General features: G+C 72.1%; 23 protein-coding genes. 10 read left to right on the top strand and 13 right to left on the bottom strand.

Annotation, left to right across the window (positions count from 1 at the left end):
• Positions 1-128 precede the first annotated feature (128 nt).
• From ACIQ6R_RS36005 to ACIQ6R_RS35970, 8 genes are read right to left on the bottom strand one after another with little or no spacing between them, the layout of a single operon-like run.
• Complete coding sequence (locus tag ACIQ6R_RS36005; protein ID WP_404186418.1) at positions 129-587, bottom strand: pyridoxamine 5'-phosphate oxidase family protein; 459 nt, start codon at positions 585-587, stop codon at positions 129-131.
• Positions 584-1,702, bottom strand: coding sequence for a threonine aldolase family protein (locus tag ACIQ6R_RS36000; protein ID WP_404226155.1), 1,119 nt, complete (start codon positions 1,700-1,702; stop codon positions 584-586). The genes ACIQ6R_RS36005 and ACIQ6R_RS36000 overlap by 4 nt, the downstream gene beginning before the upstream one ends.
• Before the next feature lie 5 nt (positions 1,703-1,707).
• Positions 1,708-3,111, bottom strand: a complete 1,404-nt coding sequence (locus ACIQ6R_RS35995) for an aldehyde dehydrogenase family protein (protein ID WP_404226153.1) — start codon at positions 3,109-3,111, stop codon at positions 1,708-1,710.
• Positions 3,108-4,208 (bottom strand): hypothetical protein, encoded by a 1,101-nt coding sequence (locus tag ACIQ6R_RS35990; protein ID WP_404226150.1) that lies wholly within the window; start codon positions 4,206-4,208, stop codon positions 3,108-3,110. Before ACIQ6R_RS35990 ends, ACIQ6R_RS35995 begins: the two co-directional genes overlap by 4 nt.
• Complete coding sequence (locus tag ACIQ6R_RS35985) at positions 4,147-5,991, bottom strand: asparagine synthetase B family protein (protein WP_404226148.1); 1,845 nt, start codon at positions 5,989-5,991, stop codon at positions 4,147-4,149. The genes ACIQ6R_RS35990 and ACIQ6R_RS35985 overlap by 62 nt, the downstream gene beginning before the upstream one ends.
• Positions 5,979-6,977, bottom strand: a complete 999-nt coding sequence (locus ACIQ6R_RS35980; protein ID WP_404226145.1) for an alpha/beta hydrolase-fold protein — start codon at positions 6,975-6,977, stop codon at positions 5,979-5,981. The genes ACIQ6R_RS35985 and ACIQ6R_RS35980 overlap by 13 nt, the downstream gene beginning before the upstream one ends.
• Complete coding sequence (locus ACIQ6R_RS35975) at positions 6,974-8,380, bottom strand: MBL fold metallo-hydrolase (RefSeq protein WP_404226142.1); 1,407 nt, start codon at positions 8,378-8,380, stop codon at positions 6,974-6,976. Before ACIQ6R_RS35975 ends, ACIQ6R_RS35980 begins: the two co-directional genes overlap by 4 nt.
• Complete coding sequence (locus ACIQ6R_RS35970; protein ID WP_404186404.1) at positions 8,380-9,747, bottom strand: formylglycine-generating enzyme family protein; 1,368 nt, start codon at positions 9,745-9,747, stop codon at positions 8,380-8,382. The genes ACIQ6R_RS35975 and ACIQ6R_RS35970 overlap by 1 nt, the downstream gene beginning before the upstream one ends.
• A 312-nt stretch (positions 9,748-10,059) precedes the next feature.
• Between ACIQ6R_RS35970 and ACIQ6R_RS35965 the strand changes: the two genes are divergently transcribed.
• Complete coding sequence (locus ACIQ6R_RS35965; RefSeq protein ID WP_404226140.1) at positions 10,060-10,860, top strand: phytanoyl-CoA dioxygenase family protein; 801 nt, start codon at positions 10,060-10,062, stop codon at positions 10,858-10,860.
• A gap of 37 nt (positions 10,861-10,897) precedes the next feature.
• Here the strand turns inward: ACIQ6R_RS35965 and ACIQ6R_RS35960 are convergent, their stop codons facing one another.
• Positions 10,898-12,175, bottom strand: a complete 1,278-nt coding sequence (locus tag ACIQ6R_RS35960) for an ATP-grasp domain-containing protein (RefSeq protein ID WP_404226138.1) — start codon at positions 12,173-12,175, stop codon at positions 10,898-10,900.
• Between the two features lie 77 nt (positions 12,176-12,252).
• Between ACIQ6R_RS35960 and ACIQ6R_RS35955 the strand changes: the two genes are divergently transcribed.
• Both ACIQ6R_RS35955 and ACIQ6R_RS35950 read left to right on the top strand, forming a co-directional pair.
• Positions 12,253-13,452 (top strand): MFS transporter, encoded by a 1,200-nt coding sequence (locus ACIQ6R_RS35955; RefSeq protein ID WP_404226136.1) that lies wholly within the window; start codon positions 12,253-12,255, stop codon positions 13,450-13,452.
• Between the two features lie 88 nt (positions 13,453-13,540).
• Positions 13,541-14,866, top strand: a complete 1,326-nt coding sequence (locus ACIQ6R_RS35950; protein WP_404226133.1) for a nucleotide disphospho-sugar-binding domain-containing protein — start codon at positions 13,541-13,543, stop codon at positions 14,864-14,866.
• Positions 14,867-14,927: 61 nt separating this feature from the next.
• Here the strand turns inward: ACIQ6R_RS35950 and ACIQ6R_RS35945 are convergent, their stop codons facing one another.
• Positions 14,928-16,451, bottom strand: coding sequence for an alpha/beta fold hydrolase (locus tag ACIQ6R_RS35945; protein ID WP_404186395.1), 1,524 nt, complete (start codon positions 16,449-16,451; stop codon positions 14,928-14,930).
• Between the two features lie 190 nt (positions 16,452-16,641).
• On the opposite strand from ACIQ6R_RS35945, the gene ACIQ6R_RS35940 reads away from it, so the two are divergent.
• The 3 genes from ACIQ6R_RS35940 (at position 16,642) to ACIQ6R_RS35930 (ending at position 19,524) form a co-directional block, all read left to right on the top strand.
• Positions 16,642-16,989 carry a VOC family protein gene (locus ACIQ6R_RS35940; protein WP_404186393.1) on the top strand — a complete coding sequence of 116 codons (348 nt, stop codon included), beginning with the start codon at positions 16,642-16,644 and terminating at the stop codon, positions 16,987-16,989.
• Between the two features lie 175 nt (positions 16,990-17,164).
• Positions 17,165-18,145, top strand: a complete 981-nt coding sequence (gene rfbB, locus ACIQ6R_RS35935; RefSeq protein WP_404186391.1) for a dTDP-glucose 4,6-dehydratase — start codon at positions 17,165-17,167, stop codon at positions 18,143-18,145.
• On the top strand, positions 18,142-19,524 hold the full coding sequence (locus tag ACIQ6R_RS35930; RefSeq protein WP_404226131.1) for an NDP-hexose 2,3-dehydratase family protein: 1,383 nt from the start codon (positions 18,142-18,144) through the stop codon (positions 19,522-19,524). The genes rfbB and ACIQ6R_RS35930 overlap by 4 nt, the downstream gene beginning before the upstream one ends.
• Positions 19,525-19,598: 74 nt before the next feature.
• Here the strand turns inward: ACIQ6R_RS35930 and ACIQ6R_RS35925 are convergent, their stop codons facing one another.
• Positions 19,599-20,105 (bottom strand): carboxymuconolactone decarboxylase family protein, encoded by a 507-nt coding sequence (locus ACIQ6R_RS35925; protein ID WP_404186387.1) that lies wholly within the window; start codon positions 20,103-20,105, stop codon positions 19,599-19,601.
• Between the two features lie 53 nt (positions 20,106-20,158).
• Positions 20,159-20,929, bottom strand: coding sequence for a gamma-glutamyl-gamma-aminobutyrate hydrolase family protein (locus ACIQ6R_RS35920; RefSeq protein ID WP_404186385.1), 771 nt, complete (start codon positions 20,927-20,929; stop codon positions 20,159-20,161).
• A 226-nt stretch (positions 20,930-21,155) separates the two neighbouring features.
• Between ACIQ6R_RS35920 and ACIQ6R_RS35915 the strand changes: the two genes are divergently transcribed.
• The 3 genes from ACIQ6R_RS35915 (at position 21,156) to ACIQ6R_RS35905 (ending at position 24,241) form a co-directional block, all read left to right on the top strand.
• Positions 21,156-22,082, top strand: coding sequence for an ABC transporter ATP-binding protein (locus ACIQ6R_RS35915; protein ID WP_404226130.1), 927 nt, complete (start codon positions 21,156-21,158; stop codon positions 22,080-22,082).
• Entirely contained in the window at positions 22,079-22,918 is an 840-nt protein-coding gene (locus ACIQ6R_RS35910) for an ABC transporter permease (protein ID WP_404186381.1), read from the top strand. Before ACIQ6R_RS35915 ends, ACIQ6R_RS35910 begins: the two co-directional genes overlap by 4 nt.
• A gap of 135 nt (positions 22,919-23,053) precedes the next feature.
• Positions 23,054-24,241, top strand: a complete 1,188-nt coding sequence (locus ACIQ6R_RS35905) for a nuclease (RefSeq protein WP_404186379.1) — start codon at positions 23,054-23,056, stop codon at positions 24,239-24,241.
• Here ACIQ6R_RS35905 and ACIQ6R_RS35900 read toward each other — a convergent pair.
• Complete coding sequence (locus ACIQ6R_RS35900; RefSeq protein ID WP_404226128.1) at positions 24,230-25,072, bottom strand: helix-turn-helix domain-containing protein; 843 nt, start codon at positions 25,070-25,072, stop codon at positions 24,230-24,232. The two genes, ACIQ6R_RS35905 and ACIQ6R_RS35900, sit on opposite strands and share 12 nt — an antisense overlap.
• Before the next feature lie 151 nt (positions 25,073-25,223).
• Between ACIQ6R_RS35900 and ACIQ6R_RS35895 the strand changes: the two genes are divergently transcribed.
• Positions 25,224-25,646 carry a VOC family protein gene (locus tag ACIQ6R_RS35895; RefSeq protein WP_404226126.1) on the top strand — a complete coding sequence of 141 codons (423 nt, stop codon included), beginning with the start codon at positions 25,224-25,226 and terminating at the stop codon, positions 25,644-25,646.

Genomic DNA, 25,646 nt, shown 5'->3' with positions numbered 1-25,646 from the left:
CCTTGCCACTCGCAGCCTGGCAAAGCCCTCTTCAACACCGGTCAAGCACGACTGGAACACGGCCGCGCCGACCGGTCGCCGCCACGACCGGCCGACGGTGCGGGAAGGGGCGCCGGGGGCGGCCGGGGTCAGCCGAGCCAGACGCCGTCGCGCATGAGGCCGCGTCCGGCCAGCTCGTTCGCCTCCCGCCAGGCCTGGACGCGCCGGGGCCGGATGCGGAAGTACTGGTAGGGCTCGTCCAGCTTGCGTGGGTCGAAGCCGGTCTTCTCCGCGAAGGCGTCCCCCGCCTCCCGGCCCAGCTCGGCGACGTCCACCGGCTCGGCCACGCCGTCCACGATCACCACGTCGCGCGTCGGGCCCAGGCCGAGCCTGACCCGGCCGTCCGAGAGCAGGTTGCGGCCGGTGACCGAGTCGCGGGGCGTCGAGACGACGATGGCCGTCCCGTCCCAGAGGTAGGACAGAGGCACGAGATGGACGCCGCGCGAGGCGCCCGCGGTCGCCACCCACAGATCGACGTCGTTCTCGAGCCGTGCCCGAGTGTCCCGCAGCCGCGCCTCAAGTCCACGCGCCTCGGTTTTCGCTGTCATGCTTCCTCCGTTCGGGACGGGACGTCTTCCCGTCCGGGTGGGCTCGGCCGGGCGCGGACCGCGCCCCGGGCGCCGGCCGCCACGGCCTCCAGCGCGTCGGCGGCCTCGCGCACCCCGATCATGTCGTGCGCCCGGTGGGTCACGAAGCGCACGTATCCGTTCGGCAGCGGCAGGACGCCGACCCCGTGGTCGGCCAGGCGCGCCGCGCACTCCTGGGCGGTCATCCCGGCCAGCCGTGCCAGGACGATGTTGGTCGGCCGCGGCGGCCTCATCAGCTGGGCGCCGGGCACCGAGGCCAGCGCGCGGGTGAGCGCGGCGGCCCTGTCGTGGTCGGCGGCCAGGTCGGGCAGCCGGCCCAGCGCGACCAGTGCGGGAGCCGCGAGGACCCCCGCCTGGTGCAGGGAGCCGCCCAGCCACCCCCGCAGCTCGCGGGCGCGCACGACGTACTCGCGTGTTCCGCACAGCAGTCCGCCGGCCGGGGCACCGAGCCCCTTGGAGACGCAGAAGGCGACACTGTCCGCCGGACCGGCCAACTCCGCGGGAGGCACCCCGAGCGCCACGGCCGCGTTCGCGAGCCGGGCCCCGTCGAGGTGGAGGTGGGCACCGTGCCGGCGGGCCAGCGCGGCCACCGTGCGCGTCGCCCCGGCGTCCAGGGCGTTGCCGCCGCGCATCATGGCGGTGTTCTCGACACAGACCACGGTCGGCGCGCCCGCCCCGTCGGCGAGCAGCGCGGCCAGGGCACCGGGGTCGGGCAGTCCGTCGGGGCGCTGCGCCACCAGCACCAGGTCGACCCCGCCGAACCGGCGCAGCCCGTCCGCCTCGAGGAACGCCATGTGGGTGTCCACGCCGGCGATCACCCGCGGCGCGGGTGTGCCCCGCCCGCCGGTCGCGGCGAGCGGGGCAAGCAGGTTCGCCATCGTGCCGGTCGGAGTGAACAGCGCGGCCTCGGTGCCGAGCAGCGCGGCCACCCGCTCCTCCAGCAGGGCGACCGTCGGGTCGTCGCCGTACACGTCGTCGCCGACCTCGGCCGCGGCCATCGCCGCACGCATCCGTTCGTCCGGCGACGTGCGCGTGTCGCTGCGGAAGTCGAGTCGCGGGAGGCCGGTCCACACCATGGGGCCTACCGTCCCGGACGGTGGGCGATCCAGACAGCGCGGGGCCTGGTGTAGCCCTCCACCGCGTGGATGCCCAGCTCACGGCCGTACCCGGACTGGCCAAGGCCCGAGACGCTGACCGTCTCCTCGGTGTCGCCCCAGGTGTTGACCCAGACCATGCCGGCCCGTAGTGCCCGGGCGAAGCGTTCGGCCCGGCCGGCGTCCGAGGTCCAGACCGAGGCCGACAGGCCGTACGCGGTGTCGTGAGCGAGGGCCAGAGCCTCCTCGTCCGTGCCGAACGACGCGACGGACAGCACGGGGGCGAAGACCTCCTCCCGCCAGGCGCGGCTGTCCCGGGGCACACGGTCCACGATCGCCGGGTGGACGAAGAACCCGCCGTCGAGGCCGTGGGTGACCTCGGAGCGGCCGGGCGGGAGGATCAGCTCCGCGCCCTTGGCCACCGCTTCCCCGACCACGTCGGCGGTACGGTCCACGGCGGCCCGGCTGATCAGCGGGCCGAGGTCGGTGGCGGGATCGTCCGGCGGGCCGACCGCGAGGTCCGCGGCCAGTGCGGCCACCCGGCCGACGAACTCCGCGTGCACGGCCCGGTCCACGACCAGACGGGAACCCGCCACGCAGACTTGACCGGTGTTGCCGGTGAAACCGGTGACCACCGCCCGCGCGGCCGCGTCGAGGTCGGCGTCCCGGAAGACCACGACGGGGCTCTTGCCGCCCAGTTCCAGGGAGACGGGCTTGAGGCCGTCCGCACAGCGCCGCGCCACCTCGCGCCCGGCCGCCGTCGAGCCGGTGAAGGAGACCATGCCGACAGCCGGCTGGGCGCACAGCAGCCGGCCGGTCCCGGCGCCGCCGTGGACGGCGGTGAGTACGCCCTCGGGAAGCACCTCACCGGCCCGGGCGACCAGGCGGCGGACCGACAGCGGGGTCTCGGGCGCCGGTTTCACGACCACCGTGTTGCCGTACGCGAGTGCCGCGGTGATCTTCCAGACGGCGAGCAGCAGCGGGTAGTTGTTCGGGACGACGGCCGCGCACACCCCGACCGGCACCCGGTCGGTGTAGGTGCGCAGGCCGGGGCCGGCCGGGTGGGTCTCCCCCACCGGGTACCGGGCCGCCGCCGCGAACCAGTCGGCCACCTCGGCCGCGAAGTCCACCTCACCCAGAGCACGCCGGGTGGGCTTTCCCGCGTTCAGCCGCTCCAGCGCGGCGAGTTCGTCGCGGTCCTCACGCAGGAGCCGGGCGAGTTCCCGCAGCAGGCCGCCGCGGCGGGCCGGTGAGGTGTCGGCCCAGACCTCGTGGAACGCCGCCTCGGCCCGGGCCACCGCGTCGGCGACGCCGGACGCGCCGGTGTCCGGCACATGGGCGACGGTGCGGCCGGTCGCGGGGTCGAGGACCGGTCGGCCCGCGGCACTCATCCCAGCACCCCGGCGTTGCCGTCGAGCCGCAGGGCGCCGTCGATCTCGGCGACCAGGCCGAGGAACGCCTCCCGGCCCAGGCCCGCCCCCGCACTGCCGAGCAGCCGGAGGCCGTATCCGTCGGGGTGCTGCCACCAGGCGTCGCAGGCCCCGAACTCGGCGCTGAGGTGGCCGAGCCGGACCGGGCGTCCGCCGAGGTCGCATTCCTCGGTTGCGGCGGGGTGCTTGTCCTGCTCCGGCGGGAACTCGAGCCGTCCGCCACCGGTCCGCTGGGCGGTGAGGCGCAGTTCCGCGCCGGCCGGCGAGGAGTACACGACGTCCAGTTCCCGTACGGTGACGCCGTCGCCGAACGTGGCGGCGCTCTCGGCGCGGAACTCCCCCGCGGCCACCGGCACCCCTTGGGCGGTGAGGAAGTCCTCGACCTTCTCCGACGGGACCCAGTCGCCCTCGTGCTCACGCCCGCGGCGGTGGAAGCGGAAGACACCGGTGGGCACCGAGACCATGTCGGCCGGGTGCCTGGCCCAGTAGCTCAGCTCGGCGAAGGGGGTGGCCAGCACCCTCGGCACCGCCTCCGGGACTGCCGGCCGCAGCGCGGCGTACAGCGCGACGATCTCCTCGTCGGAGAACTCGCCCTCCAGTACCGAGAGTTCGACCGTGGTGCGGGCCATCCGGGCGCTGGCGCCCCGGTGGTCCAGGTAGTCGGTACCGAGCCAGACCACCCGGCCCTCGCCGATCTCCGCCGGCCGGGTCCGGCTGCCCCACAGGCACGGGTGGTCGGCGGCCGGGAAGGCCCAGTCGTACAGGAACTGTTTGAGACGCAGCCGCCGGCCCCCGCCGGAGATCTCGGTGCGGTAGCCGGACGGGTTCGCGTCGCTCCACGGGGTCCGCCCCTGCGCCTCGACCCGTCCGGGGGGCGCCTCGCGGCGCAGGGTTCCGACGCTGGTGCCGCACCCCTCGGGCAGCTGGGACGGCCGCCACAGCACGAAGTTGCACCAGCTCTGGGCGCGGGCCTCGTCGATCGCCGGGGGCACCCGGTCAAGACCCTCCACGTGGTCCAGGGACTGCCAGCGCCACAGGGGAACGGGACTGCTCACCATGACTCCTCGGGTCGGTGCGGAGCTCCGCGAGGTGGCCGAGCCACGCGGAGGTCGAAGCAAGGAACATCCATTCGCCCACGCCCAGTTCGTCCCGGAGCCCGGCCGGTAGCGGCGGCAGCGCGAACGGGCTGCCGAGCTCGTCGGCGAGGCCCGCCAGCTGTCGGACGTACCGGGGGTCGGTGGGGGTGGGGAAGCCCTGTTTGGGGCGGTGGCGCACCGAGTCCGGCAGGAGGTCGGCGAGCGCCTCCTTGAGCAGGCCCTTGTGGCTGCTGCCCGGCTCGCCGGAGTTCTTCAGGTGCTCGGGGCAGCGGAAGGCCAGTTCGGCGAGGGCGACGTCCTGGAAGACGGGCCGGTCCTCCAGGGTGAAGGTCGCCGACGTGGCGTCCACCATGTCGTTGACGTAGACCAGGAAGCGCCGCAGCAGGTGGTGCCGGCCGCGCTTGAGCGGGGACGCCGTCTTGATCGCCCGGTACTCGTCCATGGTGCGCTCCCACACCAGGTCGGTGACCGCCGCCATGTCGACGTCGAGTTCGCGCGCCATCCACGTCACGAGCTTCGCCCACACCGGCCGTTCGTCGGAGTAGAGCTGGTGGGTCAGGTAGTGGCGCCCGTGGATGTAGGTGGGCGCGTAGGGGTCGACGACGGGGAAGTAGCGACCTGCCTGGTAGCCCCACAGCTCATCCGCCCCGTGGCCCGAGTACACGACCACGTTGCGGTCGCGGGCGATGACGCCGTAGAGGTGGTGCATCGCCAGTTCGGCGCCGTGCAGCAGCGGCCGCATCAGCCGGGTGGGCAGGACGGGCACGAGTTCGGCGGCGCGGTGCCGGTCCAGGTCGCACACGGTCAGCGGCACGCCGAGGCGCTCGGCGGCCTCGGCCGCGTGCACGACGTCGTCGCCGGAGCCGCCGATGCCGTCCTGGTAGCGCAGGACGTATCCCTCGACGGGCACGCCCAGCGCGGTCAGGCCCGCGACGGCCGCGGTGCTGTCGACACCGCCGCTGAGCACCGCCGCCCGGGGGACGTCGGACGCGGCCCGCTGGGCGATCGCCCGGTCGAAGGCGTCCCTGATCTCCTCCGGGCTCACCAGCCCGTCCACCGGGGTGGGGAGCCAGTAGCGGTGGGTGCTCGTGCCGGGACGGTCGACCGACAGGTACTCGGCGGGCTGCAGTGCGCGCACGCCGCGCAGCCAGGTGTGGTCGTCGGCCGCGTCCATCCTGATCCAGGAGCGCAGGACGTACTCCTCGGGATCCACCTCGGGGCTCACCAGGCCGGTGCGCAGCAGCACTCCCGCCTCGGACGCGAAGAGGAGCCCGCCGTGCGTGTAGGCGTAGAACAGCGGTTTGACGCCGAAGTGGTCGCGGGCGAGGACCACGCGGCCGGTCCATGTGTCGTGCCAGGCGAGGGCGAACATGCCCGACAGCGGCCGAAGGGCGGACGCCGGATCGTCCTCGCGGCACACCTGCTGGAGCACGTACTCGGTGTCGCAGGTGGTGCGGCGGGGCCACAGCGGCGGGGCGGGTGAACGGGAGCCGTAGACCTCGCCGTTGTGCACCAGGACGACCCGTCCGGTGGGGTCGGTCATCGGCTGGTCGCCCGCATCGGTGCGGTCGCGGACCGCCAGGCGCGTCGCGCACAGCATCACCGTGCCGCAGGCCGAGACGTACGGGGCGCGGGCCCCCTCGCCCCGGTGTGCCATGGCGCCGGTCATCGTCCGGCCGAGCGCGTCCATCCAGTCGGTGTCGCGCCGTCCCTCGAAGCTGATGAATCCGGCTATGCCGCACATGCGCCGTCCTCCCGCCACAGTTCCCACAACAGGGCCAGCGCCCCGGTGAACACGTGCTCGATGCCGTGGTGTCCTCCCTCGTGCTCCCGGTAGCCGTGGGGAACGCCGTGCGCGTCGAGGGCTGCGTGCAGCGCACGGGCCCCCCAGTGCATGCCGTAGTCGTCGCGTTCGCCGACGGTGACGTGCAGCAGCGCGAGCGCGGCGAGCCGGCCGGCGTGGCCGGGGAGCATCCGCACCGGGTCGTGGCGGAGCCACCGCCGCCACACCTCGTCGCGGAACAGACCGGTGGCGGGGTCGCACGGCAGCGCGTCGCCGGGGGTGGTCCCCGGGGTGTCGGCGTAGCACATGCCCATGGCCACGATGCTCATCGCGACCATGAAGGGGACGTCGTGCGGGCCGGTGTCCCGGCGGGCCAGCAGCTCCTCGACGCCGCCGGCCGCCCGGACGGTGTCGAGCGCGGCGGGCAGCAGCGGCAGGTAGCAGTGCTCGAACCCGGCGTCGGGCGAGAAGGCGAGCACCGCCGCGAACAGCCCGGACGTCATGCCCGCCACCAGCGCGCCGTAGCCGCCGCTGGACTTGCCGGCCACGGCGCGTCCCGCGGGCTCGGCCAGCGTCGCGAAGCTCCGGTCGACTTCGGCGACGACCTCGGCGAGGTGGCCGGCGTACCGGCCGCAGGCGGCGGAGTCGATGTACTGCGAGCCGCCGTAGGAGGTCGTGCAGTCGGGCACCACGAGCAGTGCGGGAGGCACCACGCCGTTCGTCATCGCCCGGCGCAGCCGGTCGCCGACGGACCCGCCGAAGGCGAGCGACCGGTTGCCGAGGCTCGGGTGGGCACCGAACCCGGGCAGCCAGTACACGACCGGGAACCGCCGTACACCGTCGTACCCGGGCGGCAGGTGCACCTCGATGCGGCGGCGGTACGGGTCGCCCAGCGGGTTGCCGCGCAGACAGGCGCTCGCGTGCTCCAGCACGAGCGGCTCGCTCATGCCCCGCTCGCCTCCCGCTGGGCGCGCTCCACGTGGCGTGTGTAGAACGACGGGTGGTGGAAGACCGCGGAGAGCAGCACGCCGTCGCTGGCCCACAGGCCGAAGGAGCTGCCGAACAGCAGGTCGGCGCCGAGCATCGCCTCCAGCGTGGAGGCCGCGATCTCGGTCCAGCCCTCACCGCCGGCGAGATGGCCGCGGGCCGGTCCCGGTCCGAGCCGGGTCACCCTGCCCGCCACCGGGTCGAGCAGGAAGGAGGTCTCGGTGCCATCGTCCTCGTACAGCGAGACGACGTGGCGTCCGGCGCCGTGGTCCAGCGCCCGGTACCAGTAGTCGGTCGCCACCAGCCGGTCCAGCAGCTCGCCCAGCATGCCCTCGCAGTCACGGGTCTGCCGCCCGTACCGGTCGAGGGAGGCGTCGAAAGGCGGCACGGGGGTGTCCGGGTCGAGGGTGACCGTCGCGTAGACCTCGTCGAAGTCGTACCCGCCGGGCGGGACCGGGCCCTCGACCGGGGAGACCTTTCCGTCCGTGACCTCGATCACCTGGCCCGGGCCCCACAGCAGGCCGTCGCGGTCCCGTTCGCCGAGGCGGCGCAGGGCCTCGGCCGGGGTGAAGGGGAAGATCGTGCGGTTGCACCAGTCGTAGTCCCGTTCCCCGTCGCCGCTGATCCGCCAGCCGAACGAGGAGGGCACGGTCACGGACGCGGGGAGCGCGTCGACGTACCGGTCGAAGTTGGCGACGGCGCGTGCGCGCACCGCGTCCGGGTCGGTCAGCGGCCGGCGCTCGGTGAGCACACCGGGCGGGGAGATGCTGTGCGCCGGCACGAACAGCGCGTCGAGCCGCGGTGCGTCGGAGCGGCGGAAGGCGGCCACGGTGTCCTCGTGCAGGAGCGCGTCGCCGCACAGCATGACGGCCGCGTCGTCGGTCTGCACCAGCACGCTCATCTCGGGGAAGGACACGGCCGAGGGGAACGTCCTCAGGGTCGCCCCGCCCAGGGTCACCGTGTCGCCCGGCGTCACCGGCTGGAGGTTCTCGTAGCCGAAGCGGCGCAGCGTCCAGGCGATCGCCTGATGCCCGAGCCCCGAGGCGGTCAGCTGCGGCGGCACGGGGCCCGCCGGGTAGATGCAGGTGACCCCGGAGCTCTGGCGCGGGCTGTCGTCGAAGTCCACGTCGGCGCCGTCGACCAGTCGCAGCAGTGAGGGGAAGTGGTGGTGGTCGAAGTGGTGGTGGCTGAGCACCACGTAGTCGATGCCCTCGTCGAGCACCTCGCGGACCAGCTGGTCCGGCAGTGGCGGGTGGTGTTCCCAGAAGCGGTCCAGGCGCTGGGTGAGCCACGGGTCGAAGAGGATCCGCTCGGTTCCCGTGTCGACGAGGACGGCCGCGTGGCCGAGGGAGGTCAGTCGCATCACAGGCTCGCTTCGTACACGCAGCGGAAGCCGACCTCGTTGTGCCGGTCGGTGATCAGGTCCTTGCCCCGGTAGAACGTGGTCAGGCAGGAGGGCGGAGAGGTCCAGGTGCCGCCGCGCAGCACGTGGAAGGCCTCCTTGCGGTTCATGAAGTCCAGCGGGTGGCGGCCCTTGAAGAAGGGGTCCATGTCCTCGCCGGTGTAGAAGTTGGTGCGCGTCAGTTCCCAGACGTTGCCCGACATCTGCAGGGCGCCGTAGGGGCTGGCGCCCTGCGGGAGGGCGTCGGCGGGCAGCACCGGGTGGGCGGGGTTGTCGCCCTGCGAGACGGTGACCAGCAGAGCCTCCAGGGAGTCGAGGTCGGCCACTTCCTCGCCGAACGACCGCTCGACGTAGTTCACCCGGCCCGGGTCCCACTCCTCGCCCCACGGGAAGCGCCGGCCGTCGACGCCGCGTGCGGCCTTCTCCCACTGGACCTCGCTGGGCAGCTCACCGCCCGCCCACTTCGCGAAGGCGTACGCGTCGTACCAGTCGACGCCGACGACGGGCTGGCCGGGTGCGTTGAAGCGCGGGTCGTGCCAGTGCACCGGGCGGTGCGACCGCTCAAGCGGCTGGTCCGGGTGGTCGAACTCGCCGCTGTCGCCCACCTCGTCGAGGAACTCGCGGTAGCGCGCGTTGGTCACCGTCGTCCGGTCGATGAGGAACGCGGGCACGTCCACGGCGCGCAGCGTGCTGTCGTCCTGTGCCATGCGGAAGGCGTCGGGCTGCTCGTTGGCACCGATGACGGCCGGGCCGCCGGGCACCAGGACGACGTCGGTGGTGCGCCGGGGGCGCTTGCGCGCGGCTTCCAGCCGGGTCCGCATGTCCGAGAAGTACTCGTCCTCCAGGCGGCGGAGCTCGGCGGGGTCACGGGTGCCGAAGACGGCGATGAGAGCCCGCTTGGTGAGCGCCGCGCCGCAGCCGACGGGCTTGCGCGTCCAGTCGGGCCGGGTGAAGTTGCTGGGCCAGCCGGAGATGCGGATGAGGTCGGGGACGGCGGCGGAGATCCGGTGCTCCGCTATGACCTTGAGTGCCGTGAACGCGACCCAGTCGACGACGTCGTGGGTGGCCGCGGCCACGGCGGAGTCGGCGGCCGGGTCGCCCGCGTGGTGCCGGGCCAGCAGGCGCACCGCGCCGGCCCGCACCGGCCATTCGGGGTGGGAGACCGCGACAGACGCCAGCAGCGGTATCCCGTCGGCGGCCCGCCCCCGGTCCTCGGCCAGCGCGACGACGCGTTCCACCGACGCCCAGTACCGGTCGTCGGAGGAGTCGTCGGTCACCAGCAGATCGGCGGGAATGTCGATGACTTCTGAAACGCGATTTCCTACCATCTCAGCCTCTCTCGGACGACGCGCCGCCCGTACGGATTGAGTTCCATACGGGCGGCGCGTTCGCTGGTCAGGGGATTACCACTTGCTGGTCTCCTGATCAGCGTCACGGGTCTCGATGAAGTCGCGGTCGCTCATTTTTCACTCCCTCCGCCGTATCAAGTTCTGTGTGGACCAATCCTCACGGCCCGGAAGCATAGGGAAATCCCGGAAGGCACGGCAACGGCCCTTGAAGAACGGGAGTTGAACATGAACATTCCCGTGATATGTGCCGGTAGGTTCGCGACGGTCCGACGTGTGGAAAGGGAGAGCAGAATGGGCGACACCCATGGCCGTGAACTGCGGGAGAACGGATTCGTGCGCCTGTCCGGGGTGGCGGCGGGCGACGCGCTCGCCCGGCTCCGGAGCGCGGTGGCGCGGCTGGAGGAGATCGCCCGCGACCGTACGGCCTCGAGCGACGACTTCATCCTGGAGGCGCCCGGCATCGGCGGCTGGGCGGCCTGGCAGCAGGGCTCCGAGGCCCTGACGGGTGTGCTCCGCTCGGCCGACCGCATCCACGAGCACGTTCCCGAGTTCGACTCCGTGCAGCGGTCGCTGGACCTGGCCGACGGGCCGGTCGCGAGTGCCGCCGGCAGCCCCGGAACCCTGGTCAACGCCTTCCTGTGGGCCAAGCCGCCCGTGGTGGGTTCGGCCAAGCCCTGGCATCAGGACATCGCGTTCGCGCCGCCCTCCTTCGGTTCCGAGGAGCACGGCATCGTGACGGTCTGGATCGCCCTGGAACCCGCCACCCGGGACAACGGCTGCCTGGAGTTCATCCCCGGCTCGCACCTGCTCGGGCTCTTTCCGCACACCGGGGACCGCGAGCGGCTGCCGGGTGATCCGCCGCTGACGGGGGCCGTGGAGCCGCACGTCGCGGACCGGCACCTGCCGCGTGGGGCCGAACCGGTCGCCGTGCCCCTGAAGCCCGGTTCGGCCGTCATGTTCGACGGCATGGTGCTGCACCGCTCGGCACCCAACACGACGGCGGCGCAGCCGCGTACGGCCGTGAGCTTCGTCTACCGGGTGCCGCGGCCGTCCTGGACGCGGACGGAGCCCGCCGCCGTCGCCCGGCTGTGACGTTCGACCGCGGCAGGTCGGCAGTCGAACGGCGTGCTCAGGGGCTCGCCGCGTGGTCCAGGGCGTAGAACGCGGCGCCGTCGAGATGGCGGATCGTGTTCAGGTCCCGCTGCACGACCTCCTCGAGGTCGTGCAGCAGCGTCACGACGACCGGGTAGGTGAGGTCGTCGACCGTCCGGGAGATCTGCTGCCCCGGTTTCACCAGGGTCGCCAGGCCGTGGAAGCTCTCCAGCCGCTCGATCTCCTCGATGCCCCGGTACTCGCTGAGCACCCCCTCGGCCGGTGAGACCATGCCGGCGATCGCGCTGTAGCGCCGCACCCGGTACGGCGTTCCGGCCCGGCTGTGGAACCGGTCGGGGCGCAGGTAGGCGTCGACGGTCCACTCGAGCTGAGATTCGCCGATGCCGAGCCCCGCGCAGGCCGGGATGCCGCCGCCGGCGACCCGGGCCCCGATCTCCACCAGACACGGCCCCGCCGGAGTCATCCGGATCTCCAGGTGCGCCGGTCCGTGCCGGATACCGAGGGCGTCCAGCACCCCGAAGGCGTACTCCCGCAGGGGCTCCACCACCCGGCTCTCCGAGTCGATCAGCATCAGGGCGTCGCAGAGGTCGACGACACCGTTCGCGCTGAGACGGCCGGTCCGCCAGACGTCGCACACGTGGTGGCGGCCGTCCCGGCTGACGGTGTTCACCATGTACTCGGTGCCCGGCAGGTACTCCTGGGCCACAGCCCCCTCGTTGGGCCGGGAGAAGACGTCGTCGGCACCGGCGAGGGACTCGAAGGCCGCGACCGACTCTTCGGGCGTGTCGCAGAAGAAGACTCCTTGGCTGCCCGCGCTGCGGGGCGGCTTGACGACGACACGACCGCCGAGTTCGCGGTGCCAGGCGGCGAGTTCGTCCCCGTCCGTGGCCCGCAGCTGCCGAGCGGCGCGCAGTCCCGCGGCGCGCACGGCCTCGACCATGAGGTGCTTGTCCCGCCGCGCGGCGCTCAGCTCGGTCCCGTTGCCGGGAAGGCCGAGACGCTCCGCGAGCAGGTCGGCGAACTCGACCCCGCTCTCGCCGCCCGAGACCACCGCGGCCGGCTCGTACACCGCGACGGCCGCGACGGTGGCGTCGAGATCGCCGTCGTGCACGATGTCGGCGATGAAGTCGCCGGGAACGAACGGGGCCGTGCGGTAGACGTAGGGCACCTCACGAGTGCTCTGCACGCGGACGATGGAGCATCCCTGCTCCAGGAATGTCAAAACAAGTGAACGGACCGGGGCGTACGCGTCGACCATTACGATGCACGGGCGGTCCTCGATGGCTGCTGTCATGTGTTCAAAGTAGAGAGACCGCCGTCTCGCGGAAAACCGTTCAACTCTGCGATCCTCCCCCTTCGGAGGAATACCTGATGACGCCCCTTTCCGCGAATTTCCGCTCGCCGCACTGCACTCCGGTACTGCTTTTCGTGAACACCTGTGGAAGCTTCCTGGTCCTGGTGAGCCTTTCCACGCACGTGGGGTCGGCCACCGGATCGGGACTGCTGGCCGGGGCCGTGCTGAGTGCGCCGTGGCTGCCCGCGCTGCTGCTGGCCGGCCCGCTCAACCGGCTGCTCGCGCGGCACGCTCCGCAACGCCTCGTCCGGATGGCCGAGGCGACGAGCCTGGTGCTGACGGCGGCCGCCCTCCTCGCGCCGGGGCGCTCGCTGCTCGCGGTCGCCGTCGTGCTGCTCCTGGCCCGCGGGTACTTCGAGGCGGTGACCCGCGCGGCCACGGCGGTCGTCCTGCGCGACACGGTCCCGCCGGACCGGCTGGACCGGGCCAACACCGTCGCGGAGATAGGCAAGCTGACCGGGCTCAGCGTCGGTGCCGCGCTGGCGGGTCCGGCCGCGTCCACCCTGTCGCTGCGGGGACTGCTCGCGGTGAACGCGGCGACGCTGGTGGTCTCCGCGCTGCTCGCCTGGGCGCTGCCGGCGGCTGCGGAGCCGGCCTGTGCGGGCACCCCGGACGAAGCCCGGGCCGCGGCACCCGCGCGCCCGCGCGTCGACGACCCGGTGCTGCGCAGACTGTTCGCCCGTTTCCTGCTGGTGTCCTTCTGGCAGGGCTTCCACACGGTGGCCGTCACCGTCGTCCCGGTCCAGTTGCTCGGCGGCGGCACCCGCCTGGTGGGCGTGTTCGTCGCCGTCTCCTCGGTGGCCCTGTTCGCCGGTTCCCTCGCCGCCCTGCCGGCCCAGCGGTACCTCGACCGGGTGCCCTCGGCCGCGTGGACCGTGCTCCCGATGCCGCCCCTGCTGGCGGCGATGATGGCCGGCGGCACGATACCCACGCTCGCGCTCTACGCGCTCTTCCTGATCCTGTTCGAGATGGCCTACGTCCACTACAACAACCGGCTGCTGGCCACGGCCTCCGACGCGCAACTCCCGTCGGTGGTGACGTTCCGGGCCACCCTGCTCCCCTCCGGCGTGGCGGTCTCCATCCTGGTGACGGGCGCGCTCTGCGATCTGGCGGGACCGCTGGCCACCGCCTTCGCCGTCGCCGCGGTGACCCTCCTCGTCACCGCCTCGACCGGCACCACACGGCACACGAGGAGAAGACACATGCAGGACGCGTGATCAGGATGGGCTGGGGCCGGAGGGCCGCGATGCGCGGCCCTCCGGCCCGGTCCCCGTCCGTGATCCCCGACGTCAAGGAAGTGCCATCGTGCGGGTCCTCATCGTGCCGTTCCCTTGGAAGACGCATGTGTTCAACCTGGTACCGCTGGCGTGGTCGCTCCAGACCGCCGGGCACGAGGTGCGGGTGGCCGGCTGGCCCGACCTGCTCGGCGCCGTCACCGGAGCGGGACTGACGGGCCTGGGTGTCGGGCCGGGAGAGACACCGGAGGTACGCAGGCAGCGGGACCTGCGTCAGACCTCGGACCGTGCCGCGGCCGCGCGCCGGGCCCCGCGGGAGGGGCCGGGCCTGGAACCGTTGTTCGACATCCGGCCGGACCGCGAGCGGCTGAGCTGGGAACAGGCCTCCAGGGTCGTAGACGACCTGGTGCTGCCGCAGGCACGGCGGTCGAACGACCCGATGATGGAGGACCTGGTCGCCGCCGCCCGCGCATGGCGACCGGATCTGGTGCTCTGGGGCGCGAAGGCGTTCGCGGGGGCGGTGGCCGCCGCCGCGGTCGGCGCGGCACACGCCAGGGTGCTGTACTCCGTCGACGTCTACACCCGCCTGCGTGAGGACTTCCTGCACGCCAAGGCCCTGCAGCCGCCGGAGCGGCGCGCCGACAACCTGCGCGACTGGCTGGCGGGCTGGGCCGGGAGGTACGGCGTGGAGTTCTCCGAGGAGCTGGTCAACGGGCAGTTCACCATCGCCCCGCTCCCCGAGTCGTTCCGTCCCGATGTCCGGCCGACCACGCTCCCGGTGCAGTTCGTCCCCTACAACGGCCCGGCCGTCGTGCCCGATTGGCTCACCCGGACGCCGCGGGCACCGCGCGTCCTGATGACCTTCGGCGACTCGGTCGACGACGGGCCGGCACGGCTGCCGCTGCCCGTCGAGAGCATCCAGCAGATCCTCGACTCGGTGGCCGGTCTGGAGGTGGAACTGGTCCTGGCCCTGCCGCCGCACTCATGGCGCGAGCTGCGCGAAGTACCGGCCAACACCCGCCTGGTGGAGTCCGTTCCCCTGGCCGAGGCCCTGCCGACCTGCTCGGCCGTGGTGCACCACGGCGGAACCTGGTCCTTCGGCTGCGCCCTGCGCCACGGCGTACCCCAGTTGCTGATCGGGCGGGCGTTCGACGCTCCACTGAAGTTCCGCTGCCTGGAGCGTGCGGGCGCGGGCCTGGCCATGACGCCCGCACAGGCGGACGGTCCCACGGTCCGTGCCGCACTCGTCCGCCTGCTCCAGGACCCGGCCCTGCGCGCGAACGCCCGGCGGCTGCGGGAGGAGATGCTGGCGATGCCCACGCCCAACGAGCTGGCGCACACCCTGCGGAACGTGGTCACCGCCCACCGTCAGCAGGCGGCACCCGTCCCGCACTGACCCGCGGATCACGGCCGACGGGCCCCGCACGGCGATCGTGCGGGGCCCGTCCGGTGCGGGGTCAGGACGCGGGGACCGGGTCCGGTGACGCCTTGCAGACGGCATCGACTCCGCGACGGGAGGCGGGGCGGGTGCCGTCCCTCAGGAAGTCACCGACGTACTCGTTGAGGCAGACGTTGTTGTTCGCCGACAGCGCCGCGCCGACGTTGTGGCCGCCCTTCTCCAGGACCAGCCGGGAGTTCGGGAACAGCGCGTGCGTCTCGACGGCTCCGGCGGTGCCGTGCGCGGTGTCGTACTGCGGCTGCACCAGCAGGACGTCCACCTCGTCGTCGCCGATCTCGCGCGGCTCGCTCATGGCGGACTCCGGCCAGAAGGCGCAAGGAGCGTTGTACCAGGCGTTGGTCCAGGTCAGGAAACGGTTACCGGCGTCGTACTGGCGGGTGTGGGCGCGGTGCCACTGCTTCCAGTTCCGCGGCCAGGGGCCGTCCAGGCAGTTGACCGCGTTGGTCATCGCGTGCCGGTTCTGGTGGGGGAAGCCCGGCGGCGAGTAGCTGGCCCGCAGCGAGGACGGGTCCTCGTTCACCACCCAGTCGGAGAGTATCCGCGCGCGGGACAGCCAGGTCCAGCTGCGGTAGACGACCGGTTCGAAGACGTCCGCCCACTCGGACGGGCCGATCCTGCCGTCGACCGGCGCGGCGCGGAGCGCGTCCTGCCCCTCGTAGTAGTTCGCCTCGACCTCGGCCGCGGTGGTGCCCAGGTGGTAGACGGCGTCGTACTTGGCGACCCAGGCGAAGAAGATCTCGGCGTTCCGCTCGGACGTCACGTTCTTGCGGAGGCTGTTGCGGTACCCCACTGTGCTGGGACGCACCACACTGTCCAGCACCATCCGGTCCACCCGGTCGGGGAACATCGTGCCGTACGTCGAGCCGAGGTAGGTGCCCCAGTCGGTGCCGAAGTAGGTGATCTTCTCCTGGCCGAGCGCGACGCGCATCCGGTCGAGGTCGCGTGCGGCCTCCTCGGTGCCGAGGTGCTCGAGCACGTCACCGTACTTGTCGCCGCAGCTCTCGGCGTACGCGCGGGCCCGCTCCGTCCATTCCCGCTCGGCGGCGGGCGTGGCCGGCACCGGGTCGGGCTGGGCGTGCCCGGGGTCGAGGTATTCGCTGTCGCAGACGACGGCCGGCTCGCTGGCGCCGACGCCGCGCGGGTCGAAGCCGATCCAGTCGTAGGCGTCGCCGACGTCCTTCGCCAGCCCGGTGGTGCCCTGGGCGTACCGGGTGGGCAGGTCCCGGCCGATGCCGCCGGGCCACTGGCCACGGTTGAGCACGACGACACCCTTGTACTCGCTGTCGGGGACGGTGTGCTTGGCCCGGGTCAGCGCCAGGCTGATCTGCCTGCCCTCGGGGTCGTCGTAGTCGAGCGGCACCTGCACCGTGCCGCACTCAAGGCCCTGGAGCATGTCGCCGAGGACCGGGTCCCCGCCCGGACACGGCGCCCACGCCACACTACCGGCGACGGACCCGGACGACGCCTCGTCCGCCACCGCGACCGGGGCCACGGCCGAGCCCACCAGACCAGTCGCGATCACTGTTGAGACCAACGCAAGTCTTCTCACAATTCCCCTCCTGAATTCAGCGCGCTGGCAGCGTGGCACCGGCCTGTCGGCTCACGGTCAAGAACGCCTGGAAAACCGCTCGAGGCGGTATGCGCGAAGATGCGGTGGGTCAGCGGATTTTCCTAGCATGAGGCGACAGAATCCCAACCCCCCGGGAGTGAAAATGGCTGACTCGGCCATCCAGGGAATCAAGACCGTGCTGCATCCCGTGGCGGACGTGGCAGCGGCCAAGAAGCTGTACGCCGTCCTGCTCGGCATCGAGCCGCAGACCGACTCGGAGTACTACGTCGGCTTCGACGTCGCGGGTCAGCACATCGGGCTGGTGCCGGCGGGGGCCCAGGACTCGCAGGTGGCCTACTGGCACGTGGCCGACATCGAGGCGAAGCTGGCCGAGGTGACCGCCGCGGGCGCCACCGTGACCAGCCCCGCCAAGGACGTCGGCGGCGGCCGTCGCGTGGCCACCTTCACCGACCTGGACGGCAACGTCCTCGGACTGCTGCAGGACAGCTGACCTCCCCCCACCACCGGCCGCCCCCGGAGCTCTTCGAGTCCGTCTCGAGAGGGTTTCGAGGGCGGCCGTTCAGCCTCACCGGACGGGGACGCCCGTCACGAGTCCCCTCGTCGAAAGGGGAAAAGGACATGCTTCGAGCGTGGTATTCCGACTGCGGTGACTGCGGTGTGGTCTCATGAAAATTCTCGTCACAGGCGGCGCCGGATTCATCGGCTCGCATTACGTACGGACCATGCTCGACGGCGGTTATCCGGATTTCGAGGACGCGCACGTCACGGTTCTGGACGAACTGACCTACGCGGGAAACCGTGACAACCTGCCCACCACGCACCCGCGGCTTGCCTTCGTGCGCGGGAGCATCCTCGACCGGGACCTGCTGGGGAGCGTGCTGCACGGTCAGGACGCGGTGGTCCACTTCGCGGCCGAGAGCCACGTCGACCGTTCCATCGCCGGCGGCGCGGTGTTCGTCCGCACCAACGTGGAGGGCACCCAGGCGCTGCTCGAGGCATGCCTCGCGGCGGGTGTCGAGCGGGTGGTGCACATATCGACGGACGAGGTGTACGGCTCCATCGAGGAGGGCGTGTGGACCGAGGAGTCCCCCCTCCTCCCCAACTCGCCCTACGCCGCGTCCAAGGCGGCCTCCGACCTGGTGGCCCTGTCGTACTTCCGCACGCACCGGCTGAACCTCTCGGTCACCCGCTGCTCCAACAACTACGGCCCCTACCAGCACCCCGAGAAGTTCATCCCGCTCGCCGTCACCAACCTGCTCGAGGGACGCCCCATCCCCGTCTACGGGGACGGCGGCCAGGTCCGCGAGTGGCTGCACGTGGACGACCACTGCCGGGCGGTGCACCGGGTCCTCACCGAGGGCCGGGCGGGCGAGGTCTACAACATCGGGTCCGGCACGGCGGTGCCGAACCTCACGCTGGCCCACCGGATCGCCGAACTGTGCGGAGTGGAACCGGACATGATCCGGCACGTCACCGACCGCAAGGGCCACGACCGGCGCTACGCCCTGGACCAGCGCAAGATCGAGCGCGAGCTGGGCCACCGGCCCCTCACCGCCTTCGACGCGGGCCTGGCCGAGACCGTCGCGTGGTACCGGGACAACCCCCGCTGGTGGAAGCCGGTCAAGGAGAGCGGTGGCCGGCTGTGAGCGCGTCGGCCGTGCTGGTGCCCCGCTCCCGGACGGGCACCGCCGAGCGGCTCGCGCGGTCCGCCGCGTCGAGCGCGGGGGCGCACATCGCGACCTGCGACGTACCGGACTGGCTGGACCGGCACCGCAGGACCGTCGGGACGGTGGTCCGCAAAATCCCCTTCGCAGAGCTCGGCCACTGGTCGTTCGCTCCGGACACCGGCGACCTGCGGCACAGCAGCGGGCGGTTCTTCACCATCGAGGGACTGCACGTCACCCGGCCCGGGGCCGAGTGGCAGCAGCCGATCATCGTGCAGCCGGAGATCGGCATCCTCGGCATCCTGGCCAAGGAGTTCGACGGGGTCCTCCACTTCCTCATGCAGGCGAAGATGGAGCCCGGCAACCCCAACCTGGTGCAGCTCTCCCCCACCGTGCAGGCCACCCGCAGCAACTACACCAAGGCCCACGGCGGGACGGAGGTGAAGTACCTGGAGCACTTCCTCGCCCCCGAGCGTGAGCGGGTGCTCACGGACGTCCTGCAGTCCGAGCACGGCGCCTGGTTCTACCGCAAGCGCAACCGCAACATGATCGTCGAGGTGGACGGCGACGTACCGGTCGACGACACGTTCCGCTGGCTCACCCTCGGGCAGATCCTCGAGCTGCTGGGGCGCGACAACGTCGTGAACATGGACGCGCGCACCGTCCTGGCGAGCGCTCCGGCGGTTCCGGACGGGACGAGGGCGCTGTCGTCCGACTCCGGCCTGCTGACCTGGTTCACGGGGGAGCGGGCCCGGCACGACGTCCACGCCCGTCGCATGCCCCTGCGCGAGATCGCCGGATGGCGGACCGGCGAGGACTCCGTCAGCCGGGACGACGGCAGGTTCTTCCGGGTGGTGGCGGTGTCGGTCGAGGGCGCGGGGCGTGAGGTCGCCGGCTGGAGCCAGCCGATCATCGAGCCGGTGGAGACCGGGGTCGTCGGTTTCGCCTACCGAGTGTTCGACGGAGTGCCGCACGTCCTCGCGCACGCGCGGGTCGAGGGCGGCTTCCTCGACACCGTCGAGCTGGCGCCGACCGTGCAGTGCGCCCCGTCGAACTACGCCCCGCTGCCGGCGGAGCACCGCCCGCCCTTCCTCGACGCGATACTCAACGCCTCCCCCGACCGCGTCCGGTACTCGACGGTCCACTCCGAGGAGGGCGGCCGGTTCCTCAACGCCGAGAGCCGCTATCTGATCGTGGAGACCGACGAGGCGACGACGCCCACCCAGCCGCCACCGGGGTACCTGTGGGTCACGCCGGGTCAGCTGACCTGGCTCGCCGGGCACAGTCGTTACGTCAACGTGCAGGCCCGGACGCTGCTCGCCGTCCTCGGTACGGTCACGCGGGGCGACGGCGCCGGCTGAACCGGGCGTGCCCGCAACGACTTCGGGCCCTGTCCGGCGATGAGGCGCCGGACAGGGCCCGAAGTCGTTGCGGGTTACTGCGCCGGGGTGAGCCGACTGGTCATCGGGGTCCACTTCTTCGGGTTGATCCGCCAGTCCACCGGCTCCTGCTTGGTGGCGACGTTGACCCGGTTCCAGAGGTTGACCAGGCCGATGTGCATGACGACGGCGGCAAGCTGCACCTCGCTCCAGTGCCGCGCGGCCTCGTCCCACACCTCGTCCGACACCGGGTCCTCGCGGTCGTTGATGCGCGTGGCGGCCTCGGCCAGCGCCAGCACGGATCGCTCGGCGTCGGTGAAGCAGGTCTGCTCCCGCCAGGTCTCCACCACCGGCAGACGGTGGTCCTCTTCCCCCGCTTCCTCGAACTCCCTCTGCTTACGCGGCAGTTCGACCGTACGTCCGTTGATCTGACTCACCCTCAGGTGGATGAGCACGAGCGTCTGCAACGGCACACCGACGCTGTTGACGGCCTTGACCAGCGCGCGCATGGGCGGAAGAACGTCGGGAACCACCAACGAGGGGTTGGGCATCCGCGGCGACATGTTTCTCCTTCGCATGGGGATCGAAAACAGTTTCCTCACGGGGACGCCTTTTCTCAATTTCTCAGAATTGCGGCGACCGGTTGATTATTCGCACTGCCGGCCGCCCCCGCGAGAGCTTGGTGAAGTCGTTTGTCGGCCGTTTGCCCGGACTCCCACTGCACCCCGATCACAAAGGGATGGTCCGCGGCTTCGACGACCTCGACGGTCCCGTCCTCGGCCCATCCGGTGGCGCTGAGGCCGTCGCCGAGGCGGTCCACCGCCTGGTGGTGGTGGCAGGCCGTGACGGGTTCGGCCTCGTCGAGGACGCCGGCGATCCGGCTGCCGGGCCGCAGCTTCAGCGGGCGGCGGCCGAGAGTGAAGGACGGCGTCCGCGGACGGTGGCCATCGTGGCCTGTGACGTCCGCCAGGTGCTGGTGGAGGGTACCCCCGTGCAGCACGTTGAGCAGTTGCATGCCACGGCAGATCGCCAGCACCGGTACTTTCGCGTCAAGTGCCCTGCCGAGCAGGGCGAGTTCGACGCGGTCCGCGTCCGGGTCCATCGCCCGGGTCGCCGGATGGGCGTCCGCGCCGTAGAGCGACGGATCCAGGTCGGGACCGCCCGGGACCAGCAGTCCGTCGAGGCGTTCGGCCAGGTCCTCGACTCCGGGCAGCACCGGAAGCAGCAGGGGCGTGCAGCCCGCCTCGGAGAGGAAGGCCACGTGTGCCTGGAGCGCCAGGGAGACGACCAGGTCGCTGCCCTGGAGGGTGACGGGCGCCGTCCGGGCACAGATCCCGACCACCGGCCGCCGCCCGGCGCGCACCGGCCCGTTCGTATCTGAATTCATGACCAACCTCGTGGTTTCCGGGTTCAACTGAGGAAAGTCAGCAGATGAAACGCGGACTTCCCCAGACAGTCGGAGCTGTCAAAATATCTGTGCCGTGATGCCCGGGCCATCGTTCACGGCCACTCCAGGCTGCGACTACTGAACAGATAGCGATCCTGCTATCACAGGTGGCCGGGGAGTTTTCTGCCCCATCGAAACTCTCGCAGGCCATTCAACCGAGGTGACCATGATCGAGGCCAAGAACCTCACGAAACGCTACGGCGACAAGACCGCCGTGAACGACCTGTCGTTCACGGTCGAGCCCGGCCGGGTCACCGGCTTCCTGGGCCCCAACGGCGCAGGCAAGTCCACCACGATGCGCCTCCTGCTGGGGCTCGACAAGCCCGACGCAGGCGAGGCCACCGTCAACGGTGTGCCCTACCGCGACCTGTCCCGGCCCCTGCGGGTGGTCGGGGCGCTGCTCGAGGCACGCGCGATCCACACCGGACGCAGCGCCTACGACCACCTGCTCTGCCTCGCGCAGACCCAGGGCCTCGGCAGGCGCCGGGTCGTGGAGGTCATCGAGCAGGTGGGGCTGACCTCGGTCGCCCGCAAGCGCGCGGGCGGTTTCTCGCTCGGCATGGGCCAGCGGCTCGGCATCGCCGCCGCGCTGCTCGGCGACCCCGCGGCGCTGGTCCTGGACGAGCCGGTCAACGGGCTCGACCCCGAGGGCATCCTGTGGATCCGGAACCTGATGAAGTCGCTCGCGGCGGAGGGCCGGGCCGTCCTCGTCTCCAGCCACCTGATGAACGAGATGGCCGTGACCGCCGACCACCTCATCGTCATCGGACGCGGCAGGCTGGTCGCCGACTGCTCCACCGAGGAGTTCATCGAGCGCAGCACGGAGCAGTCGGTCCTGGTCAGGACGCCCGACGGGAGGCAGCTCGCCGAACTGCTGCGGGACAAGGGCGCCACCGTCACCACCACCGACGAGGGAGACCTGGACGTCACCGGGCTGGAGGCCGCGCGCATCGCCGAACTCGCCGCCGCCGACGGCCTGGTGCTGCACGAGCTGTCGACCCGACGCGGCTCCCTCGAGGACGCCTTCATGGAACTGACCAAGGACGCCGTCGAGTACGACGCCGGCGTGCCCACCGCCGGAGGTGTGAAGTGACCACCACGACCGCGCCCACCCACGCGTCCGCGTCGACGGCCGAGGGCCGCGCGCCGGGCTTCGCGAGCCTGATGCTCTCGGAGTGGACCAAGATCCGCTCCGTCCGGTCCACCGTCTGGTCGCTCGCCGTCCTGGTCGTGCTCACCCTGGTGTTCACCGCGCTGTTCATGCAGATGGGCATCGCCAACTGGGACAAGACCGATCCGTCCCAGCAGGCCGAGATGAGGATGGACCCGACGGGCACCATCCTGGGCAGCGGCATCCTGCTCAGCCAGCTGGCGGTCTGCGTGCTGGGCGTGATGGCGATCGCCTCCGAGTACTCCACCGGCATGATCCGTGCCAGCCTCCTCGCGGTGCCCCGGCGGGTGCCCGTGCTGGCGGCCAAGGGCGCGGTGTTCGGGCTGCTGGTCCTGGCGGTGGGCGAGGTGACCGCGTTCGGCTCCTTCTTCATCGGCGCGCCGATCCTGGACGGCAAGGCGCCGGTCGCGATCGGCGACCCCGGCGTCCTGCGGGCCGTCGCGGGCTGCGGGCTCTACCTCGCCCTCCTCGGCCTGTTCGCCCTGGCCGTCGGCGCGATCATCCGGCACACGGCGGCGAGCATCACCGTCGTCGTCGGGTTCGTCCTGGTGATCACCCCGATGGCGGGCCTGCTGCCCGGCAGCGTCGGCGAGCACGTGCACGCCTACCTTCCGACCCAGGCCGGCTTCATGATCACCCAGCAGCACGCACGCGCGGGCGATCTGCTGGGACCGTGGGAGGGCCTCGGGGTCCTCGCGCTCTGGGCTGCCGCCCTGCTGGCCGTCGCGGCGGTACAGCTGCGGCGCCGCGACGCCTGATCCCCGTGGGTGCCCGTCGGTTCGGCGGGCACCCACGGCTTCGTGTTTCCAGGCGACGTCGACCTGCTCTCCACTGCGGCTGGAGACCCTCCTGCGACCCTCGTCGGCAGCGGCAGCAGAGAGGGAGTTACAGGAATGGCTCAGAGCAATGCGCAAGCCGTCTCGATAACGAGTGCATTCAGTCCCGTCCGGATGGAGGGCGTCGGAGCGTCGGCGCACCGCGAATTCGACCTGCGCAATTTCGAGAAACTGCCGACACGCGAAGTTCCCGTCGCCGCGCTCGCTCCCGGCGTTTCCCTGCGCCAGGGCGGAACGGACGCCGCTCATGTCCGGCTGCTCGTCGACGCGGCGGGCTCGGCGGAGCTTCCCCCGCTCCTCGTCCAGGTGGACGGCTGCCGTGTCATCGACGGGCTGCACCGCCTGGAGGCCGCCAGGCTCATGGGCGACGACAGCATCAAGGTCCGCTTTCTCGACTGCTCCAACTCCGAGGCGCTCGTCATCGCCATGCAGGCGAACGGCTCGCACGGCCTGCCGCTGTCCAAGGCGGACCGCGTCGCGGGCGCCCAGCGGGTCCTCGGCTCCCACCCCGACTGGTCCGACCGCGCCATCGCCGGCATCACCGGTCTGAGCGCGAAGACGGTCGCGTCGCTGCGCGAGCGGTCGGCGATCGCGGCGCCGCTGGGCGGCAAGCGCGTCGGCCAGGACGGCAGGCGGCGCCCGGTGGACGCGGGCGAGGGCAGACGGCGGGCCGCCGAGTACATCGCCACCCATCCGAACGCCCCGCTGCGCCAGGTCGCCAGGGCGACCGACGTGTCGCTGGGCACGGTGCACGACGTCAGCGCGCGGCTCCGGCGCGGGGAGGGGCCCGAGCGGAACGGGCGCCAGACGCATGCCGCACGCCCGCAGCACGTGCGTCCGGTGCCGTCCGTGCCGCCGCTCGACGACCCGCAGGCACCGGCCGAGGCGGTCGCCGACGGCGTTCGCCCGGCACCGCTGCGGGTGGCCGGACACGCCGAGGCCGCCCCGCCGCAGCGCAGGAACCACACCGACACCCCGCCCACATGGGCGACGGTGGCAGCCAAGATGGCCACTGATCCCGCCATCCGCTACACCGCCGGCGGCCGGGAACTGCTGCGCTGGATGCAGACCCACGCCACCGAGCCCGGCGAGGACTGGCGGCGGCTCGTCGACGCCGTCCCGCCACACTGGCTGGGCGTCATCGCCCCGATCGCCGACCACATCGGCAAGGAGTGGTTCCTGCTCGCCGAACGACTGAAGGCCAGGCAGGAGCTGTGTCGCAACCCGTCGCCCTCAGGGTCGTGAGCGCACCGGCGCGGCGGACACCACCCGCAGCCGGCCGGCGGGCGGCGGCCCCGGGGCCGCCGCGGCGCATCCGGGGTGCGGCACGACGGTCTCCGGGGGCCGGAGACGGGGCAGGGCGAGCAGGACCGGCGGATCGGCCGGGCGTGCCGGGCGCAGCCGCACCGCCGCGCTGGTGACGGTGTTCGCGGTGACGGTCACGGTCGCCGTGCCGTGGTTCCCGACGAGTGACGCCCGGCCGGCCCGCGGGTCCTGACCGGTACCGGCGGCCACCGCCACCGCGAGCAGGTGCCACTCCCCCTCGGGCACGTTCTGCAGGGAGTAGCAGGACGGCCGGTCGCTCGGCACGTCGATGACGGCCGCGGCGACAGCCGGATACTGGACGACAGGTGTGGCGAAGGCGCCGACATACACCCGCGCGTTGCCGTGCCCCTCCGGCAGCCTGACCGTCCCCGCGACCGCGCCGAGGTCCGGCCGCGGTCCCGCGTCCGGCCCCGGCGGCTCCTGTTCCCCGCCGCGGCACAGCCTGCGGAACCGGCCGGGAGACAGCCCGACGCCGGCCGTGAAGGAGTCGGTGAACGAACCCAGGCTGCTGTACCCGACCGCGACGGAGACCTCGGCGATACTCATCGAAGAGTGGTCGATCAGCCGCTTGGCCTCGTGAATGCGCACCGCGGCGATAAATCTCCCGGGGCTCACCCCCGTCTCGTCCTTGAATACGCGCGAGAAATGGAAACGGCTGAGCCGAACCCTTTCGGCGATGTCGGAAACGGTCAGCGGATCGCCGAAACGCTCGCGAATGTACTCGACCGCCCTTTCCACTGCCGCGTCCATAGCCACCTCACCACGTGTCGGTCCACTCGACAGGGTGGCTCGTGGGCATCGCGATCCGCTCGAGTCCCGCTAGGGATCCGGTACAGGCCCCTCCGGAAGGGGTCAGGAACGGAGAAGCCCGCTCAACGGGGCCGCGGTTAGCGTGCGGTTCATGGACCTCACCCTGCATACGAGCGCCCTGCCGCACGACGGTCCGGACGCCGCCCTGGCCTTCTACCGGGAGGCCCCCGGCTTCGAAGTCCGCGAGGACGTGGGACGGGGCGCGACCCGCTGGATCACGGTCGGTCCCGTCGGCCGGCCGGACACCTCCCTGCTCCTGGCCCCGGCGGCCGCCGACACCTCGATCACCGACGCGGAGCGCGACACCGTCCTCGAGATGACGGCCAAGGGCACCTACGGCCGGATCGTGCTCGCCACCCGGGACCTCGACGCCACGTTCGCCCGGGTGCAGGCCGCCGACGCCGAGGTCGTCCAGGAGCCGGTCCTCCGTCCGTACGGCCTCCGCGACTGCGCGTTCCGCGATCCCGCGGGCAACCTGGTCCGCATCCGGGAACTGCTTTCCGACATCGGCTGA

It is taken from the genome of Streptomyces sp. NPDC096048, assembly GCF_044763415.1.
Lineage (GTDB): Bacteria > Actinomycetota > Actinomycetes > Streptomycetales > Streptomycetaceae > Streptomyces.
This window is presented reverse-complemented; position numbering and strand designations above follow the sequence as displayed.

Excerpts from the sequence above, each read along its gene's own strand:
- ACIQ6R_RS36005 (WP_404186418.1), bottom strand. The coding sequence starts at position 587 with ATGACAGCGAAAACCGAGGCGCGTGGACTTGAGGCGCGGCTGCGGGAC.
- ACIQ6R_RS36000 (WP_404226155.1), bottom strand. The coding sequence starts at position 1,702 with ATGGTGTGGACCGGCCTCCCGCGACTCGACTTCCGCAGCGACACGCGC.
- ACIQ6R_RS35995 (WP_404226153.1), bottom strand. The coding sequence starts at position 3,111 with ATGAGTGCCGCGGGCCGACCGGTCCTCGACCCCGCGACCGGCCGCACC.
- ACIQ6R_RS35990 (WP_404226150.1), bottom strand. The coding sequence starts at position 4,208 with ATGGTGAGCAGTCCCGTTCCCCTGTGGCGCTGGCAGTCCCTGGACCAC.
- ACIQ6R_RS35985 (WP_404226148.1), bottom strand. The coding sequence starts at position 5,991 with ATGTGCGGCATAGCCGGATTCATCAGCTTCGAGGGACGGCGCGACACC.
- ACIQ6R_RS35980 (WP_404226145.1), bottom strand. The coding sequence starts at position 6,977 with ATGAGCGAGCCGCTCGTGCTGGAGCACGCGAGCGCCTGTCTGCGCGGC.
- ACIQ6R_RS35975 (WP_404226142.1), bottom strand. The coding sequence starts at position 8,380 with ATGCGACTGACCTCCCTCGGCCACGCGGCCGTCCTCGTCGACACGGGA.
- ACIQ6R_RS35970 (WP_404186404.1), bottom strand. The coding sequence starts at position 9,747 with ATGGTAGGAAATCGCGTTTCAGAAGTCATCGACATTCCCGCCGATCTG.
- ACIQ6R_RS35965 (WP_404226140.1), top strand. The coding sequence starts at position 10,060 with ATGGGCGACACCCATGGCCGTGAACTGCGGGAGAACGGATTCGTGCGC.
- ACIQ6R_RS35960 (WP_404226138.1), bottom strand. The coding sequence starts at position 12,175 with ATGACAGCAGCCATCGAGGACCGCCCGTGCATCGTAATGGTCGACGCG.
- ACIQ6R_RS35955 (WP_404226136.1), top strand. The coding sequence starts at position 12,253 with ATGACGCCCCTTTCCGCGAATTTCCGCTCGCCGCACTGCACTCCGGTA.
- ACIQ6R_RS35940 (WP_404186393.1), top strand. The coding sequence starts at position 16,642 with ATGGCTGACTCGGCCATCCAGGGAATCAAGACCGTGCTGCATCCCGTG.
- rfbB (WP_404186391.1), top strand. The coding sequence starts at position 17,165 with ATGAAAATTCTCGTCACAGGCGGCGCCGGATTCATCGGCTCGCATTAC.
- ACIQ6R_RS35925 (WP_404186387.1), bottom strand. The coding sequence starts at position 20,105 with ATGTCGCCGCGGATGCCCAACCCCTCGTTGGTGGTTCCCGACGTTCTT.
- ACIQ6R_RS35920 (WP_404186385.1), bottom strand. The coding sequence starts at position 20,929 with ATGAATTCAGATACGAACGGGCCGGTGCGCGCCGGGCGGCGGCCGGTG.
- ACIQ6R_RS35915 (WP_404226130.1), top strand. The coding sequence starts at position 21,156 with ATGATCGAGGCCAAGAACCTCACGAAACGCTACGGCGACAAGACCGCC.
- ACIQ6R_RS35905 (WP_404186379.1), top strand. The coding sequence starts at position 23,054 with ATGGCTCAGAGCAATGCGCAAGCCGTCTCGATAACGAGTGCATTCAGT.
- ACIQ6R_RS35900 (WP_404226128.1), bottom strand. The coding sequence starts at position 25,072 with ATGGACGCGGCAGTGGAAAGGGCGGTCGAGTACATTCGCGAGCGTTTC.
- ACIQ6R_RS35895 (WP_404226126.1), top strand. The coding sequence starts at position 25,224 with ATGGACCTCACCCTGCATACGAGCGCCCTGCCGCACGACGGTCCGGAC.